Below are 20,583 nucleotides of genomic sequence, written 5' to 3'. Positions count from 1 at the left end.
GGGGCCATAACCCCACTCAGACGCCGGATAGATGAAAGCAAGCCAAACACGCATCAAAAACAGTATTGCAGAAAAGGGGGTAACCATAGATGTAGCAGCTGGCGAAGCCTGCGTTCGGCTGCGCAGCAGTCGTAAACCCTCATTGCACGATCTGTCTGACGCACCGCGTAGGCTGGTTTTACGACTGCTGCGCAGCCGAACGCAGGCTTCGCCAGCTGCTACAAGGTCGGTGTTGCTGCGGGCTCGTTAGTCCCGCACGAATCGCTGCGCCATCTCCCGCAACAAACGATCATCCTCTCCCGCAGCGGCAATCACTTGCAGGCCCACCGGCATCTTCCTCACCAGCCCCACCGGCAGGCTGATCGCAGGCAACCCGGTGAGGTTCCACGCGCTGGTATGGCTGAGCAGGGCGGCGCGCACATCGATGTCTTGCTCGCCCACCCGGACCTCGCGCGCGTCGACGGCTGTCGCAGTAATCGGCACGCTGGGCGAGACCAGGAAGTCATAGTGCTCGAACAAGTGCGCCATCGCCGCTTTGAGCCGTACCTGGCTCGCCTTCGCGCGGATGTATTGCCAGCCCCGGACTTCACGCGACACTTCGAGACGCTCGCGCACCTCCGGCTCGAACGTGTGCGGTGCCTCCTGCATGCGCTCGGCATGCACGTTGAAGGCCTCGGCGCGTTGCAGCACCAGCAAGGTGTCTTTCATGTCGGCCGCCAGCGGCACCAATTCCGCCGCGTCCTGCAGTGCCTCGCCAAACAGCCGCTGCGCCGCCTGGTAAACCTGCCGATCCAGCTCGGCGTCGACCGGGCCGAAGCTGCCGCTGCTGATCCAGCCAACCCGCAACGGTCGAGGGTTGGCCTCCGGCGCGCACACTCGCCCAGCCACCACTTCGAACAGCAGGCGCGCATCCTCGACGTCGTTGGCGATCGGGCCCACGTGGTCGAGGCTCGACGCCAGTGGGAACACTCCCTCGACCGGAACGCTGGCAAACGATGGCTTGAAGCCGACCGCGCCGCACAACGCCGCCGGAATGCGGATCGACCCGCCGGTGTCGGTGCCCAACGCCAACGGCACCATGCCGCTGGCCACCGCCGCCGCGCTGCCGGCGCTGGAGCCGCCAGTGATGCAGCTGGCATCCCAGGGGTTACGGGCCGCGCCGTGCAGCGAGCGGTCGCCGGTCGGGCCGTAGGCGAATTCGTGGGTCAAGGTCTTGCCGACAATGACCGCACCCGCTTCGCGCAGGCGCTGCACGCACAGCGCATCGCGGCTCGGCTTGAAGCCGGCGAAATGCGCCGAGCCGTAGGTGGTGACGTGGTCGAACGTGTCGATATTGTCTTTGACCGCCACCGGAATGCCGTGCAGCGGGCCGAGGTCCAGGCCCTGGGCCAACAGCTGATCGGCCTTGCGCGCTTGGGCCAGCGCCACGGGCGGATCGACATGAACGAAAGCGTTCAAGATCGGGTTCAGGCGCTCGATGTTGTCCAGCGCGGCTTGGGTCAGCTCGACACTCGTCAGGCTGCCCGCGCGCAGGCGTTCGGCCAGCGCAACGACCGATTGACCGTAAAAAGATCCAACGTGAACAGGCTTCGCCAGGCTCATACGAACTACTCCATCAAACGGCTGCGGGTAAAGGGGAAGGGCCGGTTTGCCGACTGCCGGGACGCACCATCAGCATCGCGCTCATGCCCAGTGCCGTGGCCACCGCCGCTGCGACGAACATCGACGAGTAGCCATAACGCACGGTCAGGTAGCCGGTGAGCATGGGCGCAATGAACGAAGCGGTGTTGGCAATGAAATGGGTCATGCCGCTGTAGGCGCCGACCCGGTTGGACGGCGCGGTGTCGATCACCACGGCCCAGTAAACCGAGTTGGGCAGGGCGTTGAGGGCGTTGGCCAGGGTCATCAGGGCAATCACGCCCCACACGGTCTGGGCCTGCGAGACCAATATGAAACAGAGCGTGGTCAACAGCAGGCAGGTCGCGGCCAGCCAGCTGCGCGCCACCTTCAGGTTGCCGGTGCGGCGCAACAGCAGGTCGGAAATCTTGCCGCCCAGCAGCACGGTGAAGCAGGCTCCGGTCCACGGAATCATGCCCATGTACCACAGCGACGACAGGTTGTAGTGGAACTCGTCCTGCAGGTATTTCGGGGTCCAGGTCAGCAGCAGGAACGTCACGTAGACGAACGAGAAGTAACCGACCGCATTGAGTATCAGGTCCTTGTTCTTGAAGAAATGCCATACCGGCGCCACGCTGCTGGTCGGGGTTGACGCATTGGCTGCGGCGGCGCGTTCGCGGCGCAGGAAGTCAAGCTCGGCCTTGGACACTCGCGGGTTTTCATCGGGGGTGTTGGTGAAGCGCGTCATGAAGAAAATCAGCAGCGCCAGGCTGACCACGCCCAGCACCACGAACATGCTGCGCCAGCCACCCGTCAGGGTTTGCAGACCGACCGCGACCGGGGCAGTGAGCAGCGCGCCCAACGGTGTGCTGAGCAGCCCGACCGAGACCACGAAGCCGCGCTCCTTGGGCGTGGCCCAGTTGGCCACGCTCTTGTTGATCACCGAGTAGGCCGGGCCTTCGGCAAAGCCGAACAGCACGCGGATCGTGGCGAAACCGGCCATGGCCGAGCCCCCCATGAAGGCCAGCCCGAGGTCACCGGCAAACGCGGTGGCGATCTCGAAAATCGACCACGTGGCGCCCGCCATCAGCCAGATGCGCTTGGCGCCAAAGCGGTCGGCCAGGATGCCGCCGATCAACGCCCCGAGGATGTAGCCGTAACCGAAGTAACCCAGGACTTTGCCCCAGTCGGCCTTGTCGAAACCGTACTCTGGAAGAATGCTCGCCGAGGCATAGGCAATGGCGCCGCGGTCAATGTAGTTGAGCAGTGCCATCAGCATGATCAGGAAGAAAATCTGGTAGCGGAAAGACGGAATAGCTGCGCTCTTCATAGGGATCTGACTCTTCAAAATGATGGCAGAAGTCAAAAAGTCGGCCGCGTCCGGCGTATTTTTATTGTTTTACCCAAACGTTTGGGTCATCAAAATGTAGAGACGGAAAAAGTTTTAGTCAATCGTTTGGGTTAAGGTTTTTTTTTCGGGAAGAGATCGCGGTTGAGGTAGAATCGCGCGCTGATTAATGCACGGTGGAAGACGCTCAAACATGCCGAATGAATCTCGCCCCGCCACCCTCAAGTCCATGGCGACTGCACTCGGGGTACACGTCTCCACGGTGTCGCGGGTACTCAATGGCGACCCGGCCGAGGTCGAGCGAGCGGCGTCGGCCACGGTGGTGGAGCGAATCCGTGCACTGGCCAAGGAGCTGGATTACCGGCCGAACACCCAAGCAACCAACCTGAAATTGCGCAAAAGTCAGGAGATCTGCGTGCTCATGCCACGCCTCACCGACCTGGTGATGGCGACCATTTATGACAGCATCGACAGCGCGGCCGAAGAGGCCGGCTACCTCACGTTCGTCTCCAATACCGACGACCTGCAGCCACGCCAGATGGCCCGCGCCGAGCACGCCTTGCGCCGCTCGGTGGCCGGGTTGATCGTCGGGGATTCACACGTGGGGGAAAACCAGCCGCTGCTCGATCTGCTCGCTCGCAAGAACATTCCTTATGTGCTGGTCAGCCGGCAGATTGCGGGACATCTCGCGGCGGCCAGCGATGACGAATTGGGCGGCTGGTTGGCGGCCGAACATTTGTATCAGCTGGGCTGTCGCGACGTGGCGATCCTGGCGGGTGAGCGGCATGCGTCCACCGGCGCTGACCGTACTCGCGGGTTCATTCGCTATTACCGTGAGCAAGGCGTGGCCGTGCGCCCGGAGTGGATCGTTAATGGTCCTTTTGACAGCCACACCGGACACCAACAAGGCGAGTACCTGCTGGGGCTCAACCCACGCCCTCAGGCATTTTTCGCGGTCAACGACTTCCTTGCCATCGGCCTGATGGGCGCCGCCCGCGACAAAGGCTTGCAGACGGGCAAGGACATTGCCGTCGTCGGCTTCAACGACATCCCGCTGGCCAACGAACTCATCGTTCCACTCACCAGCGTGCGCCTGCAAATGGCACAGATGGGACGGCACGCGGTGGAGTTGCTGCTCAAGCGCATCAAAGGCGAGACCGCCGAGTCGATCATCCTTGCGCCGCAGCTGCAGGTGCGGGCGAGTTCCTCGCTGTTGCAGCCGCGCTGATTGAGGGATGGCTGCACGGTCCTTCGTCGGCGAGGCCTTGATTCGCAATCGAAGTTTCCGAGGATGTTTGCGCATCGATTCCCCAGCCATTCAGGATAAGGACCTCCGCGCGCAAACCAGCGATGATTAAAGCGACGCGCCATGGACGCGAATGACCGGTGTCCGTCGCGCGATCCCAAGTAACTATTAAGATCGATAAAAGGAATGAATCGAATGACCGACAATCACGCACTGGACTTCACCAAAATCCCTAAGGGCATGGTGCCGTTCCCCAGCGTCGAAGAAGTTTTTGTGGCTGATCAAACGGAGCTGGCCAAACATCTGCACCCTTTGTTCAGCATCGATATCAGCACATTGAACCCTGAATGGTCGGGCGTGCTGTACATGCTCAGCCCGCTGGAGCCGTATGAATGTTTTGTCGGTGAATTGACCGAGTGGGACGGGTATCACAGCGATTTGCTGAAAACGAACTGGATCGGATTCAGGGTTGAACAAGGACGCTATCGTCTTTGCGGTGACCCGCGATATTTCTTTCTTCATGAAGGCAACGCGGACCTTGCCGACCCTCATCCAGGCGCCAGGGCTGACCTGGAGCGACATTACGCCGAACAGGATATCGCCTTCGCAGCCACCGCTGACTGGTTCAAACGCAGCGGCACACTGGCCCGCCTTGATTGGGATGCCAACAATCCCGTGGCGTTTGTGGAGCAGTTGGGCGGTGAAGTCGACGGCATTGCGAACTGGGTGGAAGCGGTTGAGTTTCCCATGCAGATCGTTGAGCTTGACGCCGACCGGGGCGACTCAATCGTCTATCCCTTGAGCCCGGCCGGTAACCGTTTTTTCCACGTTGCGAGCGTACCTGGCTGGCATTACCGAACGGCGGGCGCAGACCTGATCGTTATGTTCTACGAGCCTATTGAGGGATTGGTACTTTTTACATTCGATTACAGCTGAAGGCAGGCGGCATGACCGTCTTGTCCGCCCCACATTCCACCGAAAAGTAGGTGACGGGTATCGATAACGGATTGGCCTGGGCTCGTGATCGTTCCTATGCTGCGTGGGAACGATCAAAAGACGCAATGCCACTACCCCCTGTAGGAGCGAAGCTTGCTCGCGAAGGGGCCATATCAGTCAACATTGATGTTGAATGGAAAGGCCGCCTTCGCGAGCAAGCTTTGCTCCTACAGGGTTGTGTTTTTAGCTTCCGGCCCGTTTATTCAACGCCGCTTCAGCCGCCGCAATTTCCGCCTGGCGCTTGACGATCATGTCGCCAATCGGCGGGCCCTGGAAGCGTCGCGCTTCAAAGCCGAACCAGACAATGGCCGTCAGCACCAGGAAGCCGATGGTGATGTACAGCGCCCAATCGTTCGGTGGCTGGATGCCGATGACGAAGATGATCACCATCGACAGGATCGAGAGCAGGGCGAACACCGTGTACCAGAAACGCCCCATGTTCCACGGCCCCATCGTCGGCCACTTCGAAGTGCCGTAGGTAAACAAGCCCAGCACGATCGGAATGACGAAGGAGAAGAACAGGAAGATCACCGTGCAGGACACCACGATGGTGTACACCGGTGTTTCGCCGATCGAGATCACTGACGATCCCCACACAAATAACACCGCCAGTGTGGCGCCGGTCCAGATCGCCGCCACCGGGCTGCGAAAGGTCGGCGAAACCGAGGCCAATGCTTTCGAGCAGGGCAGGCCGCCGTCACGCGAGAAGGCGAAGATCATGCGTGAAACCGAGGTCACGGTCGCCAGCCCGCAGAGAAACTGCGAGATGAAAATCGCCACGTAAAGCGCCATTTTTACCGTTGGGTTGACCTGCGTGTCCATGGCCCAGAAAAACACTGTCCAGCCATGCTTCGCTGCCTCATCCATGCTCGGCAGCATCAGCACAAACGCGCTGAGCATTACCCAACCGAACAGCAACGACCAGACCACCGACATGACCATCCCGCGTGGCACCGACATGGCCGCATTGCGGGTCTCTTCGGAGGTGTGCGCGGAGGCGTCATAGCCGGTGATGGTGTAGATCGGCAACAGCAGGCCGAGCATGAAAATCCAGCCGTTCGAGACCTGTGGCCAGACGCTGCCGCCGGCCTCACCGGAATAGTTGCTGAAGGTCCATAACCGGGCGAATTCATAGCTCGGTGCCGAGATCAGGCAGACGATGGTCAGCGTCAGGGCGGTGGCGAAAATCAGGTAACCCGAGAAGTCGGTGAGCTTCGCGGTCAGTCCGATACCCAAGTGGTTACACAAGGCCTGGAGGCCGGTCAGGATGGCCAGGAAAATCACCCGGGTCGTGGTGGTGTCTTCCATGCCCAGCGCCGGTCCGAAGGCACCGAAAAAGAAGTAGTAGGTGCCGACGTTGATCGCGCCGAGCACGGTCACCAATCCCAACAGGTTGAACCACGCGGTCAGCCAGCCGGTGAAGCGGTTGCCGAGGATCGAGCCCCAGTGATACAGCCCGCCGGCGGTGGGGTAGGCCGAGGATATCTGCGCCATGGCCATGGCGAAGACCCCGGAGATCAGGCAGCCGATCGGCCAGCCGATGCCGATGGACGCGCCGCCCGCGCCCGAGGTGCCCTGGGCGAGCGAGTTGATGCCACCCGAGAGGATGCAGATGATCGAAAAGGAAATCGCAAAGTTGGAGAAAACGCCCATTCGTCGCGAGAGCTGCTGGGCGTAGCCCATGCTGTGCAGCACCTTGACGTCATCGTCGTGCGACGCGTTGGTGCCGGGCTGGCTTGCTGGCTTCATGTTGTGTGCCCCTTCTCAGGTTTTGGTACAGGCCGAACTGAACCGCCGTAGGCTGCGACCTTGGTTTTCTGTAGGAGCGAGCTCGCTCGCGATGGACGTCAACGATCACGCGTGCTTACTGACTAAACGCGGCGCCTTTGAGTCCATCGCGAGCAAGCTCGCTCCTACAGACGGCCGTGATATGCGTTTTGAAAAATTTCGGTGACGCCGGCCTTGGTCAACGGCAGCGGGTTTCCGCTGGCAGAAGGGTCGACGATCGCCATGTCGGCGATCAAATCGGCCTGCCGGTCATCCACGCCCAGTTCAATCAGCGTGTGCGGTACGCCGATGTCTTTGCGCAGCTTGAGGACGAAGGCCAGGAAGCTGTCGAAGCCGGGGGAGGGCAGCCGCAAATACGCCGCCAGACGCGTGATGCGCTCTTCAATGGCCGGGCGATTGAACTTCAATACATAGGGCATGAAGGTGGCGTTGGTCATGCCGTGATGGGTGTCGTACAGCGCGCCCACCGGGTGCGAAAGGGCGTGCATTGCGCCCAGGCCTTTCTGGAAGGCCGTGGCGCCCATCGCCGCCGCCGCGAGCATTTGCGCTCGCGCTTCAAGGTCGGAGGGCGTGTGCACGGCCCGCACCAGGGCGTTGGCCACCAGGCGCATGCCCTCCACCGCGATGCCATCGGCCAAGGGGTGAAAACCGGGGGCGCAGTACGCTTCCAGGCAGTGCGAAAGCGCATCCATGCCCGTGCCGGCGGTGACTTTGGCCGGCATGCCGACCGTCAGGGCCGGGTCGCTGATGACCACGCGTGGCATCATTTTCGGGTGGAAGATGATGCGTTTGGTGTGGGTGCGCTCGTCGATGATCACCGCCGCACGGCCCACTTCCGAGCCCGTGCCCGCGGTCGTCGGCACCGCAATGATCGGCGCAATTTGGCTTTCGTCGGCACGGGTCCAGTAGTCGCCGATGTCTTCGAAATCCCACACCGGTCGGGTCTGGCCACTCATGAACGCGATGAGCTTGCCCATGTCCAGCCCGCTGCCGCCGCCGAAGGCGATCACGCCATCGTGTTTGCCGCTGCGCCAGGCTTCAAGTCCGCCCCCCAGGTTGGCTTCGACCGGATTGGGCTTGAGGTCACAAAACAGCGCGACGCCCAGGCCGTCGGCGCGCAAGGCATCCAGCGCCGCCGTGGTGATCGGGGCACGCGCCAGGCCACTGTCGGTGACCAGCAACGGTCGCTGGATGCCCTGGCTGCGACAGACCTCGGCCAGCTCGGTGATGCGGCCGACACCGAAACGAATGCTCGTGGGGTAATTCCAGTTTCCCGTCAGGCTCATGGCTCAGATCTCGTGGCGCAGATGGAAGGATTTGGCGCGGGTCAGGTGCTCGTAGCCCAGGCGCGACAGCGTCACGCCGTGCCCGCTGTTCTTCACGCCGGTCCAGGCCAGCGCCGGGTCCAGGTAATCACAGCGGTTCATGAACACCGTGCCAGTGTCGATCTCGTTGCCCAGGCGTTCGGCGGCGGCGAGGTCTTGGGTCCAGATGGACGCGCTGAGCCCGAACTCGCTGTCGTTCATCAGGGCGATGGCTTCTTCGTCGCTGGCCACCGGCATGATGCCGACCACCGGGCCAAAGCTTTCCTCGCGCATGACCGACATTTGGTGGGTGACGTCGACCAACACCTGCGGCGCAAGGTAGGCGCTGCCCGGTGCGTCGGCGGGGAAGGTTTTCGGATCAATCAGTGCCTTCGCGCCTTTCGCCAGGGCTTCGGCAATCTGGCCCCGAACGAATTCAGCGGCACTCGGCGATACCAGCGGGCCGAGCGTGGTGGCTTCGTCCAGTGGATTGCCGAGCACGTATTGGCGCGTCAGGTCGGCGAAGCGCTCGACGAAGGCCGGGTAGATGTTCTGATCGACGTAGATACGTTCTACGGCGCAGCAGCTTTGCCCGGAATTGAAGAAGCTGCCGTCCACCAGGTTTTCCACCGCGTGTTCGAGGTTGGCGTCTGCCCGGACATAGGCCGGGTCTTTGCCGCCGAGCTCCAGACCCATGCCGATAAAACCGCCAAAAGAGGCGTTTTGCATGGCCTTGCCACCCTCCACCGAACCGGTGAAGTTCACCTGTTGTACACCTCCCGGGGCGATGAGCACTGAGGTGTAAAGATGACTGAGCACCAGGTTCTGGAACAGCCCTTCAGGCAAGTTAGCGCGGCGCATGGCCTCGGCGAAACGTTCGCCGACCAGCAGTGTTTGCGACGCGTGTTTGAGGATGACGCTGTTGCCGGCCATCAGCGCCGGGATGATCGTGTTGACTGCCGTCAGGTACGGGTAATTCCACGGGGCGACCACCAGTACCGTCCCCAGCGGTTCACGTTGGATATGCCGGCGAAAACCGGCGACCGGCGTGGGTTCAACCGCTGCCAGCGCTTCTGGCGCAATGGCGATCATATGGCGGGCACGCTCTTCGAAACCGCGCAGTTCGCCCGCGCCAAAGCGCACCGGGCGGCCCATTTGCCAGGCCAGTTCCGGGATGATTTCATCCTTCATGGACAGCATCGCGTCCACCGCCGCGCTGCAAAAAGCCGCGCGTTCGCTCAGGGGACGACGTTTCCATTGCGCCTGGGCAGCGGCAGCCGCCGCCAACGCCTGCTCGATCTGCACGATATCGGCGTACTGACGTTCGGCGTACACCCGGCCATCGACCGGTGAGATGAGTTGACTAAGCTTTTTCATGGCGCTCTCAATAACGCTCAAAACCGCGCTGCAGTTCCCAGTCGGTGATCCGCCGGTCGTACTCCTTCTGCTCCCATTTTGCGGTGTGCACGTAGTGGTCGATCACTTCATCACCGAAGGCCTCGCGCAACATGGTCGAGGCTTTGAGTGCCCCGCACGCATCGCGCAGGGTCTTCGACACTTCGGGCAAGTGCTCGTCGACGTAGGCATCGCCTTCGAACGGGGGCGTGAGGGTGAGCTTCTCGTCGATGCCGGCCAGGCCCGCAGCGATCAAGGCAGCGAAGGCCAGGTAAGGGTTGAGGTCGGCGCCGCCGATGCGGCATTCGATGCGGATCGATTTGCTGCCTTCGGCACACAAACGAAAGCCTGCGGTGCGATTGTCGCGGCTCCACACCGCCCGGGTCGGCGCGAACGTGCCGGCCTGAAAGCGCTTGTACGAGTTGATGTAAGGCGCGAGAAAACAGGTGATGTCGTTGGCGTACTTGAGCTGGCCGGCGACCCAGGAACGCATCAGCTTCGACATGCCGAACTCAGCCTTGGCGTCGAAGAACAGCGGCTTCTTGGCGTTCTTGTCCCACAGCGAATTGTGGATGTGGCTGCTGGAACCGGCGGCGTCATAGCGCCACTTGGCCATGAACGTAATCGCCTTGCCTTGCAGCTGCGCGATTTCTTTGCAGGCGTGCTTGATGATGACGTGGTGATCGGCCATGGTCAGGGCATCGGCATAGCGAATGTTGATTTCTTCCTGGCCTGGGCCCCATTCACCCTTGGAGTTTTCCACGGGAATGCCGGAGGCCTGCAGATGTTTGCGAATCGCCCGCAGCACCGGTTCCTCGCGGGTGGTCTGCAGGATGTTGTAATCCTCGATGTAGTGACCGGCGGTTTTTGGCTTGTGGTAGTTGCGTTCGTGGATGGCTTCGTAGCTCTCGTCGAACAGGTAGAACTCCAGTTCCGAGGCGAACATGCCGGTATAGCCGCGCTCACGCAGGCGCTCGATCTGCTTTTTCAGGATCGCCCGTGGGCTGTGCGGCAGGTCGCGCCGATGGTGGTGATCGAGCACATCGCAGAGCACCAGCGCCGTGCATTCCAGCCAGGGCACTCGTCGCAACGTGGCCATGTCGGGTTTGAGCACAAAGTCGCCATAGCCTTTGCTCCAGCTGGCGGCGGCGTAACCCGGCACGGGTTCCATGTCGATGTCGTCGGCCAGCAGGTAATTGCAGCAGTGGGTTTCTTCGTGGCCGCTGTCGATGAAAAACTCGACCTGGAAGCGCTTGCCGACCAGTCGGCCTTGCATGTCGACCATGCACACCAACACGGTATCAATCTCGCCGGAGGCGGCGGCACGCTTTAGTTGATCAAAACTAAGGAGGGGCTCGGTCATCACGTCGTTCCTGCGTGAATTGTTTGGGCCTGATCTGAGATAGCTGTTGCAGACGCTCTCCAGAAAAAACCAAAACCTGCAGACGCGAGCATCATGGGCAATAAGCTGCACTAAGCTTAGCCTACTGTTGGTATACGCAAGTTTTGGTGAGCGAAGCCTTTAGCGCGGAGAAGAAGATGGCCAAGAAGAAAGAGCTCAACACCTACCAACGCCTCGAACTGCAATACCCGGATTACCTGACCGCCGTGGAGGCCTTGGGCACGGCGGTGCGTCAGGCCGGACCGCTGGAGGAGAAAGTGGTGCAGTTGATCCAGCTCGGTGCCGCCGCCGCCATCCGCTCCGAGGGCGCGGTGCACAGTCATACACGACGGGCGCTGGAGGCGGGCGCGACGAAAGAGCAGATCCATCACACGTTGATTGCACTGACCAGCACCATCGGCTTCCCGACAGTGGTTGCCGCTATCAGCTGGGCGGACGACGTCATGGAAAAATGAACAACCTTAACTGTAGGAGCGAGCTCGCTCGCGAAGGTCGTCAACGATAACGCAGCGCTGGATGACACTCCGTTGCTCTCGGGTTTTTCGCGAGCGAGCTCGCTCCTACAGGCGGACGCAGCAGACTTGTATTAGGGTTCTGGCCCCCCGATGTCGGGGCCTTCGAGGATGATACCTATCGCTGACAAGTATTCTTGGGTATAGCGCCATTGAAGTGCTAAAGACCCAGAATTGCGCCATCGCCTGGCAAAGACGATTCGGCGGACCAGGAATGCGGTTTTGATCGCCGTTTCGTAGCCTTGCTCTATACCGGGTTCGCTGGCGATATACACGACGTATCTCCAAGCGGTGGCTCGACAGATTTGCAACGACGCGTCGGCGGCGAAAATGGCCTGGGCTGTGGTGATTGACTCAACGCACTGCGCTTGCACTATCGAGAGTTCCAGCGCGCGCTTTCCACGGAGTTGGCTGGCGGCATAAGTGACCGATGACCAAGCGCCGGCAAGTACCTCCTGCAACGGAATGTCAGCAGCGAAGCGGGCTTGAGCAGTGACGATGGTTTCAATGTGTCGCGCCAGTATTGTCGACAGTGTCAGCGCCCGCATTCCCCGGATTTCACTGGCAGTAAACGTGACGTATTGCCAGGCACGTGCGCGTTGTTCCTGTAGTCGAGGACTCGCGGCGAAATCGGCGTGGGCGGTGACGATCCCCTCAACCCGCCGTGCCAGTGATTTTGTTAGTTTAAGCGCCTGCCTCCCACTGAGTCGACTGGCGGCAGAGGTGACGTATCGCCAGGCGCGGGCACGCTGCAGTTGCAGGTCACCATCGGTGGTGAACTCGAGGTTGGCTGTGGCAATCAACTCGACTCGCTGTGCCAGCGCTTTGGAGAGGAGCAGGGCGTGTTCTTCTGCAACTTGGCTGGCGGCAAACGTTACTGATGCCCAAGCACCGGCACGCGGCTCTTGCAGCTGTGGGTCGTTGGCGAAATCGGCTTGGGCTGTGGTAATCGACTCAACGTAGTGCGCTTGGGCTATCGCAAGTGTCAGCGCACGCTTCCCGCCGAGTTGACTGGCGGCAAATGTGACATGTCTCCAGGTGTCGGCGCGTAGCCGCTGCATCCCTGCGGCGAAGGCAAAATCAGTTTGGGTCGTGATGGTCTCAACCCGTCGTGCCCAAGCTTTCGAGAGCGTCAAGGCCCGCATGCCCTCAAGTTCGCTGGCGGCATATGTTACGCACCTCCAAATAGCGGCGCGCTGTTCCTGCAAGCGGTAGTCGGCGGTGAAATCGACATTGGCCGTGATGATTGTTTCAACCCGTCGAGCCAACTTTTTCGAGAGTGCCAAGGCGCGTAGCCCGCCGAGTTTGCTCGCGGCATACATTACCGATTCCCAGGCGCGAGCACGGTGTTCCTGCAACACCGCGTCGGTGGCGAAATCGGATTGAGCTGTCACGATATTCTCAATATGGTGCGCCAGTACTGTCGAGAGCATAAAGGCGCGTTTGCCACCGAGGTCGCTGGCGACAAGCATTACAAGTCGCCAGGCGTAGGCACGTCGTGCCTGCAATCGCGTGTTGGAGACAAAGTCAGGATGGGCGGTGATGATGGCTTCAACATGCCGCGCCAGCGATTTCGAAAGCGCCAGGCCCTGCTTGTCTTTGAGTTCACTGGCGGCATACGTCACAGCGCACCAGGTGGCAGCTCGCATTCCTTGCAACTGCACGTCGGTAGCAAAATCTGCATGGGCTGTGACGATGCGCTCAACGTGCAGCGCCAGTCTTTTCGAGAGTGCCAGGGCTCGTTTCCCGCCGAGCTGGCTGGCGGCCATCGCCACGCATCCCCAAGCGCCCGCCCGCAGCTCCTGCGATAGAGCATTGGCCGCGAGCTCGGGGAGGGTCGCAACGATCGTCTCAATACGCCTGGCCAACGCTTTCGACAACCTCAAGGCGGGCCTCCCACCGAGGGCGCATGCGGCATAGCAGGCGAAGTAATAGGGCAAGATTCGCCCATGGGCGGCGGCGACGTCTCCCGCCCAATGATGAGATTGATGGTTAACACTTTTGCCTTGGCGAGTGAAAAAACGGCAGATGGCCAGACTGACGCTGCGACCTTTGATGAAATACTCGTTCAGCAAGGGTTCGATAAATTGCCTCGTCCCTTGCGCCTCCGCTTCCCCCCATGTGATTACCGATTGCAGCAAGGTCACCGTCGCGCGCGCCAGTTCGCGCTGACGCGATAAACGATGCCTGCTGGTGTCGTCGGCCAGTACGGCCCAATGGATGAGCGCTTGGAATGCGACCTCCAATTCGGCGGAGGACGGCGCGCCGCTGGTCTCCAGGCAGCGTCGCGCGACACTGTGTGATAACACGATGAGTACGCAGACGGGGTGAGGTCGCTGCGGATGCAGCGCCGAGAGCCGGTTCTCTAACCACTGCTCGAAACTACGCAGCTCCTCGGTGTCGAGCCTGTCGAGCGCTGCCACAAAGCGCTCAGCCGGTGCGTCATCATTAAGGAGCGCGATACAACAGCCTTGTGCCCAGGGAACACGTTGCGCCTGCGTGCTGCCGGCCGTTTCCAGTACGTTGCGAAGTTGGCCCGGCAGATGGTGTCCCCGAAGCAGTGCCCGCATTGCCCCGGCAGCATTGTGTTGCCACGCGGTCGTGGCGATATCCGATGCAACCGCTTCCGGTGCTGCACTCGCATTAATCCAGGTTTCCAGAAAAACCCGGGCCACCACCGTCGGGCGTACTGGAGGAATCCACGCATCCTGGCTTGAATGAAGATACCGCCCGCCTGGAAACATCTGTTCCAGCGTTGACGCTTTGAGGCGCTTCGAGAGGTGCTCCGGCAAGGTAAGCCCTCCCGCAACGGTTGCCGCCGCAATCGCCCGCATTACCTCATATCTGAGTTCAGGAGCTTGCTGCAGCAGGATACCGTCGTAAGTTTTCACCAAATCGTCCGCGCGAGCGCTGATCTGGCGATGGCAAAGCGGCGTGGGGTCGCCGTGATTCATCGCCAGCAAACCCACTTCTTCAAGGAGCGCTGCCGAGGCGGGGTCGTTATTGTTTGCCTTACACATATCGAGAACTGTCTGGTGGGTGTTGACCAGTTCGTTCAGCGCCAGCGCAATATGCAAAGGGTTTGGGCCGGTCTGGGTCAGCAGCAATGACACTTGGTCTGTGCTCCAGAGCTTGCTGGAAATAGCATTGAAGTCCCGAGGTTGCGCAGTCGTCAGGTTGCGTTGCTCATCGCATAGCGCAGACCACATGGCGCGCACCGCCCTGATATCGAAATGCACCTCGCCCAGGCGCAGCGCCTCGGAATAGAGCAATGGGATGGCGGATGTGGACTCATTCGCCGACGATGGCAAGTAGTCGTCAAGTGCGGCCGGGAACATCTGATCAATCACCAGTACACGCACGGGATACCAGAACGCATGGCGACGTTCAGCGAGTACTTTCAGCACTTCGGATGTCTTGGTGTTTGGTTCGTCGATGATCAATAAAGTGGGGCGGCGAGGCTCCCATACTCTCAACGCTGTCAGTTGATTGAGATCACCTGACGTGAGGACGCCCACGTCCCAGCGCAGCCACGGTAGAACGGCGCGCAGACATGGCTTCACGGCAGTCGAGAGCTGTCGCCGGTGGATCGTGCCTGCACCACCGGTGTTTTTCTGGTTGGTGAGGTGGTCGGTCAGCAGGCGATTTCCCAGCTCGGCGCCTAGCGAGGACTTGCCGATGCCATTCGCTCCGGTGACTAACGCGAGCTTCAAAGGTTGGATACTGGGCTTGCGAGGCCAGAATTTCCAGGAACAGGTATCCGGGTTTTGTTTGGCCCAAGTGACCAGTTCCTCAAGTGCGACGTGCTGGTCATCCCAAGTCTTATAGGGGCTAAGTGCCGACGTAGTGTCGCAGGGTTTTGCCAATGGCGGCACTTCGACCCATGGTACGATTCCATCGTGGCCGCGTGCTCCAGGCAGTGGTTGCATGGCGCTGAAGTCCTGGCCTGACGCTACAAAAAACTCAATGCGTTTCGACCAACTCCTGAATACAGTGAGCGTCATTGCTACCCAAATGGCCAACGTTGGCGCCCAGGTGGGATGCTCTTCGATGTATCGGCTGACGCTGGTCAAATAAGCAAGATGAGTGTTGATAAGGGTCTCGATCGTCGCTTTGACCAGGTCGAAATCAATCAAGGCACTGATGAAACGGAGCAGAGCAAATAGCGCATACGCAGGCAATGCGGCGAGCACAGCGCTGACAAGGATACGGAACGCAAAGCGCCACGCTGCCGAAGACACTGGTTCCTCCTTGTGCCCTGCACACCCGCTCACACTGGCTGGCATTATGCGCTCGCTCGTAAAGCTGTCTACGTCCTGCCGCTGCCAGGGCGTTTTTCATCAGCTTTTCCTGTGCGTCTCCTATACTTGATCCGCGTTGACCGGTTCAACGCAGAACACAGCGTACCGTTGGAACAGCAGTCAGCGCTCTGACGGCTTCCCTCTCAGTCACTGCAAGGAGATCGAACATGGCAATTCGTATTGGCGATGAAGCACCGGATTTCACCGCCGAAAGCACTGAAGGCCAGATCCGCTTCCACGAGTGGATTGGCGATAAGTGGGCGATCCTGTTCTCGCATCCGAAGGACTTCACGCCTGTATGCACCACTGAACTCGGTTACATGGCCGGACTCAAGCCAGAGTTCGACAAGCGCAATACCAAGATCGTCGGGCTCAGTATCGATCCGGTCGGTAATCACAAGGACTGGGCCAAAGACATCGAAGAAACCCAGGGGCACGCGGTCAACTACCCCATGATCGGCGACGAAGACCTGGTGGTGGCCAAGCTCTACGACATGATTCACCCCAACGCCAGTGGCGGCTCACGCACGGCCGTGGACAATGCTACGGTGCGGTCGGTGTTCATCGTCGGCCCCGACAAGAAGATCAAGGCAATGCTGATCTATCCGATGAGCGCCGGGCGTAACTTCGATGAAGTGCTGCGTCTGCTCGATGCGCTGCAACTGAACGCCAAGCACACCGTCGCCACCCCGGTGAACTGGCGTCCGGGCGACGACGTCATCATTCCCACGTCGGTCTCTGACGAAGACGCCAGGAAGAAGTACCCGGAAGGCTTCAAGACGGTGAAACCTTACTTGCGCACCGTGGCGCAACCGAAGTAACCACCGATGCAAAATGGATAGCGGTTGCCCTTGAGCCTGACTGGGTAACCGCTGTCTATCCCCGATCCGATCAGTCGGCTAAGCCAGGTATTTTTTAAACCACCCCAGCGTGCGGTCCCAGGCCAGTTTGGCGGCGGCCTCATCGTATCGAGGTGTGGAGTCGTTGTGGAAACCGTGGTTGGCACCGGGGTAGATGTAGGCCTCGTAGGTCTTGCCGGCGGCTTTCAACGCCTTCTCATAGGCGGGCCAGCCTTCGTTGATGCGGGTATCCAGTTCGCCGTAATGCAGCATGACCGGTGCCTTGATTTTGGCGACGTCCTTGGCTTCTGGCTGTTTGCCGTAAAAAGACACTCCTGCACCCAGTTCCGGATAGGCCACGGCCGCGGCGTTGACGACTCCGCCGCCATAGCAGAACCCGGTGATGCCGACTTTTCCGGTGGTCTTGTCATTTTTCATCAGCCATTCAATGGCGGCGAAAAAATCGTTCATGAGCTTTTCAGGATCGACTGTCAGTTGCAGCTCTTTGCCTTTTTCGTCGTTGCCGGGATAGCCGCCGACCGAGGTCAACCCATCGGGGGCGAGGGCAATGAAACCGGCCTTGGCCAGGCGCCGGGCGACGTCTTCGATGTACGGGTTGAGCCCGCGATTTTCATGCACGACCACCACCGCTGGGACCTTGCCGGTGGCTTTCGCCGGGCGTACCAGATAACCACGGACCTGCCCGTTGCCCTTGGGTGAGGGGTAGGTGATGTATTCGGGAAGAATGTCCGGGTCGGTGAATTCAACCTGCTCGGCCAGCGCATAGTTCGGGCTCAGCGCGGCCAGCAACGCACCCGCCGTCAAACCGCCAAACGTGAACAACGCCGCCCGATCGAGAAACTCTCGCCGGTTGATCTTGCCGTGGGCGTAGTAGTCGTAGAGTTCCAGTAATTCCGGGGCAAAGTCTTTCGCAGTGAGACGGGTCATCTGTGCGCTTCCTTCTGGGCAGGTCGGTGGCTGCAGGCTCGACAATGTGAGCGACAACTATCGAGCGTAGTCGCTTACAGAAAAACCGGCCTGAGCCTGATGCCAGCCTGCTAAACACAATCAATGTGGGAGCGGGCTTGCTCGCGAAGAGGGCATGTCAGTCGACAATAATGTTGCCTGATAAGCCGCCTTCGCGAGCAAGCCCGCTCCCACAGGTTCTGCAGCGTGACTGAACGTTATGCCCTCGGCTGTTTGAACCCGAGCCGGAATTTATGCAGCAGCGGTTCGGTATAACCATTGGGTTGTGCGCAGCCCTCGAACACCAGTGCGCAAGCCGCCTGGAACGCAACGGATTGCTCAAAGTCCGGCGCCATGGGTGTGTAGAGCGGATCCCCGGCGTTCTGCTCATCGACGACTCGCGCCATGCGCTGCAAAATCTCGAGGGTCTGTTCCTGGGTGATGACCCCGTGCCGCAGCCAGTTCGCCATGTGCTGACTGGAGATGCGCAAGGTCGCGCGGTCTTCCATCAGGCCGACGTTATGGATGTCCGGCACCTTCGAACATCCGATGCCTTGCTCGACCCAACGCACCACATACCCCAGCAAGCCTTGGGCGTTGTTTTCGACTTCCTCACGAATTTCCTCGGCCGACCAGGACGCGGTGGTCACGACCGGCACGCTGAGCAAGCCGTCCAGCAGGGCCGGGCTGACGCCACCGAAGTCTGTCGTTTCAAGGGATGCTTGCACCGAGCGTACGTTGACCTGGTGATAATGCAGCGCATGCAGGGTAGCGGCAGTCGGCGAGGGCACCCACGCGGTATTCGCGCCAGCCTTGGGATGGGCGACTTTCTGTTTGAGCATGTCGGCCATGCGGTCCGGCATCGCCCACATGCCTTTGCCGATCTGCGCCCGCCCGCGCAATCCGCAATCCAGGCCCACCAGCACGTTACTGCGCTCGTAGGCCTCGATCCACGGGGTGCTTTTCATGTCGCCCTTGCGCAGCATCGGGCCCGCTTCCATGGCCGTGTGCATCTCGTCGCCGGTGCGGTCGAGGAAGCCAGTGTTGATGAACGCGACCCGTGAGGACGCCGCCGCGATGCAGGCCTTGAGGTTGACGCTGGTGCGCCGCTCCTCGTCCATGATGCCCATTTTCAGGGTATGACGCTCGAGCTGCAGTAGGTCTTCGATGCGGCTGAACAGCTGCTCGGCGAAGGCCACTTCGGCAGGGCCGTGCATTTTCGGTTTGACGATGTAGACGCTGCCGGCCCGGGAGTTGCCCCGGCGTTGCAGGTCATGCAAGGCAATCAGGCTGGTGATGACGCCGTCGAGAATGCCCTCCGGAATGTCCAGTCCGTCCTTGTCGAGAATCGCCGGGCTGGTCATCAGGTGCCCGACGTTGCGGATGAACAGCAACGAACGCCCGTGCAGCGTCAATGAGCGGCCATCGGCGGCGGTGTATTCGCGGTCCGGGTTCAAGCGTCGAGTGATGGTTTTGCCGTTTTTCTCCAGGTCTTCCTTGAGGTCGCCCTTCATCAAGCCCAGCCAGTTGCGGTACACCTGCACCTTGTCGTCAGCGTCGACCGCCGCCACCGAATCTTCGCAATCGATGATGGTCGATAGGGCAGCTTCGATCAGCAGGTCCTTGACGCCAGCAGCGTCAGCCTGACCGATGACGCTCTGCCGATCGAGCTGGATCTCGACGTGCAGATCGTTGTTTTTCAGCAGAATGGCCGTAGGGTCAGTGAGCGAGCCCTGGTAGCCGATGTACTGCGCGGTATTCGCCAAGCCGGTTTGACCGCCGTCATTCAGGGTGACTTGCAGTGCACCCCCTTCGATGCCGTATCGCGACGCCTCTGCATGTGAGCCGTCGCTCAATGGGAACGCCTGATCGAGAAACGCCCGTGCAAACGCGATGACTTTCGTCCCACGCACAGGGTTGTAAGCCCGGCCCGGCTCAGCGCCGTCATCCTCGGAAATCACGTCGGTGCCATAGAGTGCGTCGTACAACGAACCCCAACGGGCATTGGCCGCGTTCAGCGCGTAACGCGCGTTCACGGCCGGGACCACCAGTTGCGGTCCGGCCTGCACACTGATCTCGGTATCGATGTTACCGGTGCTGACTTTCACATTCTCGGGTTGTGCCTGCAGGTAACCGATCCCGCTGAGGAAATCGCGGTAGGCCGGCATGTCGGTCACCGGGCCGGGATGGGCACGGTGCCAGGTGTCCAGTTCGGTTTGAAGGCGATCCCGCTCAGCCAGCAATGCACGGTTGATCGGCGCCAGTTCATGCACCAGCGCGGCGAAACCACCCCAGAACGTTTGCGCATCCAGGCCGGTTCCCGGCAACACGTCCGAATCGACGAAACGCTGCAGGACAGGCGCCACCTTGAGGCCTTGGCAGTTAACGAAATCGGTCACTTTTGCATCTCCATCACACGGTATTTATCGAGCGCTATCGCGTCACGTTCAGTTCATTTCAGGCATTGCGCGCCGGCCTTGGCCACTTGTGCATCCTGTTCAGCCTTGACCCCGGACACGCCGACCGCGCCGATCACCTGGCCGTCGACAATAATCGGCACGCCGCCTTCCAGGGACGTCAGCAACGGCGCCGACAAAAAAGCATGGCGACCGCCGTTGACCATCTCTTCATAACCCTTCGACTCACGCCGGCCCAACGCCGAAGTGCGGGCCTTTTCGGTGGCGATGTAGGCGCCAATCGGCGCGCAACCGTCGAGTCGTTCAAGGGCCAACGGATGGCCGCCGTCATCGACAATCGCGATGGTCACGGCCCACTGGTTGTTCTGCGCTTCGGTGCGTGCGGCGGCGAGGATTTGGCTGACTTCGGTCTGGCTCAGTACGGCTTTGCTTTTCATGGGGACTCTCCAGGG

General features: G+C 60.6%; 14 protein-coding genes. 4 read left to right on the top strand and 10 right to left on the bottom strand.

The window, feature by feature from the left end; all coding sequences use genetic code 11:
• Positions 1-246: 246 nt before the first annotated feature.
• Together ACIPL2_RS04435 and ACIPL2_RS04430 are read right to left on the bottom strand one after the other, a co-directional pair.
• Positions 247-1,602 carry an amidase gene (locus ACIPL2_RS04435; protein ID WP_401353302.1) on the bottom strand — a complete coding sequence of 452 codons (1,356 nt, stop codon included), beginning with the start codon at positions 1,600-1,602 and terminating at the stop codon, positions 247-249.
• Positions 1,603-1,615: 13 nt separating this feature from the next.
• Positions 1,616-2,947, bottom strand: coding sequence for an MFS transporter (locus tag ACIPL2_RS04430; RefSeq protein WP_401353300.1), 1,332 nt, complete (start codon positions 2,945-2,947; stop codon positions 1,616-1,618).
• Between the two features lie 211 nt (positions 2,948-3,158).
• On the opposite strand from ACIPL2_RS04430, the gene ACIPL2_RS04425 reads away from it, so the two are divergent.
• Both ACIPL2_RS04425 and ACIPL2_RS04420 read left to right on the top strand, forming a co-directional pair.
• Positions 3,159-4,193 carry a LacI family DNA-binding transcriptional regulator gene (locus ACIPL2_RS04425; RefSeq protein WP_401353298.1) on the top strand — a complete coding sequence of 345 codons (1,035 nt, stop codon included), beginning with the start codon at positions 3,159-3,161 and terminating at the stop codon, positions 4,191-4,193.
• Positions 4,194-4,406: 213 nt separating this feature from the next.
• A complete protein-coding gene (locus ACIPL2_RS04420; RefSeq protein ID WP_401353296.1) occupies positions 4,407-5,147 on the top strand; it encodes a hypothetical protein in 741 nt (246 codons plus the stop codon).
• Between the two features lie 243 nt (positions 5,148-5,390).
• Here ACIPL2_RS04420 and ACIPL2_RS04415 read toward each other — a convergent pair whose 3' ends face one another.
• The 4 genes from ACIPL2_RS04415 to ACIPL2_RS04400 all read right to left on the bottom strand — a co-directional run bounded on the left by ACIPL2_RS04415 (position 5,391) and on the right by ACIPL2_RS04400 (position 11,057).
• Complete coding sequence (locus ACIPL2_RS04415) at positions 5,391-6,956, bottom strand: amino acid permease (protein WP_401353294.1); 1,566 nt, start codon at positions 6,954-6,956, stop codon at positions 5,391-5,393.
• Positions 6,957-7,120: 164 nt separating this feature from the next.
• Positions 7,121-8,281: an iron-containing alcohol dehydrogenase gene (locus tag ACIPL2_RS04410; RefSeq protein ID WP_401353292.1), complete on the bottom strand. Its 1,161-nt coding sequence runs from the start codon at positions 8,279-8,281 to the stop codon at positions 7,121-7,123.
• Between the two features lie 3 nt (positions 8,282-8,284).
• Entirely contained in the window at positions 8,285-9,676 is a 1,392-nt protein-coding gene (locus ACIPL2_RS04405; protein ID WP_401353290.1) for an aldehyde dehydrogenase family protein, read from the bottom strand.
• A gap of 7 nt (positions 9,677-9,683) precedes the next feature.
• On the bottom strand, positions 9,684-11,057 hold the full coding sequence (locus tag ACIPL2_RS04400) for a glutamine synthetase family protein (RefSeq protein ID WP_401353288.1): 1,374 nt from the start codon (positions 11,055-11,057) through the stop codon (positions 9,684-9,686).
• Positions 11,058-11,233: 176 nt separating this feature from the next.
• Between ACIPL2_RS04400 and ACIPL2_RS04395 the strand changes: the two genes are divergently transcribed.
• Complete coding sequence (locus tag ACIPL2_RS04395; RefSeq protein WP_401353286.1) at positions 11,234-11,551, top strand: carboxymuconolactone decarboxylase family protein; 318 nt, start codon at positions 11,234-11,236, stop codon at positions 11,549-11,551.
• A gap of 131 nt (positions 11,552-11,682) precedes the next feature.
• Here the strand turns inward: ACIPL2_RS04395 and ACIPL2_RS04390 are convergent, their stop codons facing one another.
• Entirely contained in the window at positions 11,683-15,849 is a 4,167-nt protein-coding gene (locus ACIPL2_RS04390; protein WP_401353284.1) for a hypothetical protein, read from the bottom strand.
• Positions 15,850-16,076: 227 nt separating this feature from the next.
• On the opposite strand from ACIPL2_RS04390, the gene ACIPL2_RS04385 reads away from it, so the two are divergent.
• The gene (locus tag ACIPL2_RS04385) at positions 16,077-16,730 is read left to right on the top strand and encodes a peroxiredoxin (RefSeq protein ID WP_059406483.1); all 654 of its coding nucleotides are present in this window, start codon (positions 16,077-16,079) and stop codon (positions 16,728-16,730) included.
• A 78-nt stretch (positions 16,731-16,808) separates the two neighbouring features.
• Here the strand turns inward: ACIPL2_RS04385 and yghX are convergent, their stop codons facing one another.
• From yghX to ACIPL2_RS04370, 3 genes are all read right to left on the bottom strand, one after another.
• On the bottom strand, positions 16,809-17,696 hold the full coding sequence (gene yghX, locus ACIPL2_RS04380; RefSeq protein ID WP_401353282.1) for a YghX family hydrolase: 888 nt from the start codon (positions 17,694-17,696) through the stop codon (positions 16,809-16,811).
• A 236-nt stretch (positions 17,697-17,932) separates the two neighbouring features.
• Entirely contained in the window at positions 17,933-20,113 is a 2,181-nt protein-coding gene (locus ACIPL2_RS04375) for a malate synthase G (RefSeq protein ID WP_401353280.1), read from the bottom strand.
• A 53-nt stretch (positions 20,114-20,166) separates the two neighbouring features.
• Positions 20,167-20,568 carry a heme-binding protein gene (locus tag ACIPL2_RS04370; protein ID WP_401353278.1) on the bottom strand — a complete coding sequence of 134 codons (402 nt, stop codon included), beginning with the start codon at positions 20,566-20,568 and terminating at the stop codon, positions 20,167-20,169.
• Positions 20,569-20,583 lie beyond the last annotated feature (15 nt).

The organism is Pseudomonas sp. NPDC086251 (assembly GCF_044746405.1).
Lineage (GTDB): Bacteria > Pseudomonadota > Gammaproteobacteria > Pseudomonadales > Pseudomonadaceae > Aquipseudomonas.
Note: the sequence above shows the minus strand (reverse complement) of the source record. Positions and strands in the feature narration are given on the sequence as shown.

Bases quoted from the DNA above. Each gene is read 5' to 3' on its own strand.
- ACIPL2_RS04425 (WP_401353298.1), top strand. From the start codon at position 3,159: ATGCCGAATGAATCTCGCCCCGCCACCCTCAAGTCCATGGCGACTGCA.
- ACIPL2_RS04415 (WP_401353294.1), bottom strand. From the start codon at position 6,956: ATGAAGCCAGCAAGCCAGCCCGGCACCAACGCGTCGCACGACGATGAC.
- ACIPL2_RS04430 (WP_401353300.1), bottom strand. From the start codon at position 2,947: ATGAAGAGCGCAGCTATTCCGTCTTTCCGCTACCAGATTTTCTTCCTG.
- ACIPL2_RS04400 (WP_401353288.1), bottom strand. From the start codon at position 11,057: ATGACCGAGCCCCTCCTTAGTTTTGATCAACTAAAGCGTGCCGCCGCC.
- ACIPL2_RS04405 (WP_401353290.1), bottom strand. From the start codon at position 9,676: ATGAAAAAGCTTAGTCAACTCATCTCACCGGTCGATGGCCGGGTGTAC.
- ACIPL2_RS04420 (WP_401353296.1), top strand. From the start codon at position 4,407: ATGACCGACAATCACGCACTGGACTTCACCAAAATCCCTAAGGGCATG.
- ACIPL2_RS04370 (WP_401353278.1), bottom strand. From the start codon at position 20,568: ATGAAAAGCAAAGCCGTACTGAGCCAGACCGAAGTCAGCCAAATCCTC.
- ACIPL2_RS04395 (WP_401353286.1), top strand. From the start codon at position 11,234: ATGGCCAAGAAGAAAGAGCTCAACACCTACCAACGCCTCGAACTGCAA.
- ACIPL2_RS04385 (WP_059406483.1), top strand. From the start codon at position 16,077: ATGGCAATTCGTATTGGCGATGAAGCACCGGATTTCACCGCCGAAAGC.
- ACIPL2_RS04435 (WP_401353302.1), bottom strand. From the start codon at position 1,602: ATGAGCCTGGCGAAGCCTGTTCACGTTGGATCTTTTTACGGTCAATCG.
- ACIPL2_RS04410 (WP_401353292.1), bottom strand. From the start codon at position 8,281: ATGAGCCTGACGGGAAACTGGAATTACCCCACGAGCATTCGTTTCGGT.
- yghX (WP_401353282.1), bottom strand. From the start codon at position 17,696: ATGACCCGTCTCACTGCGAAAGACTTTGCCCCGGAATTACTGGAACTC.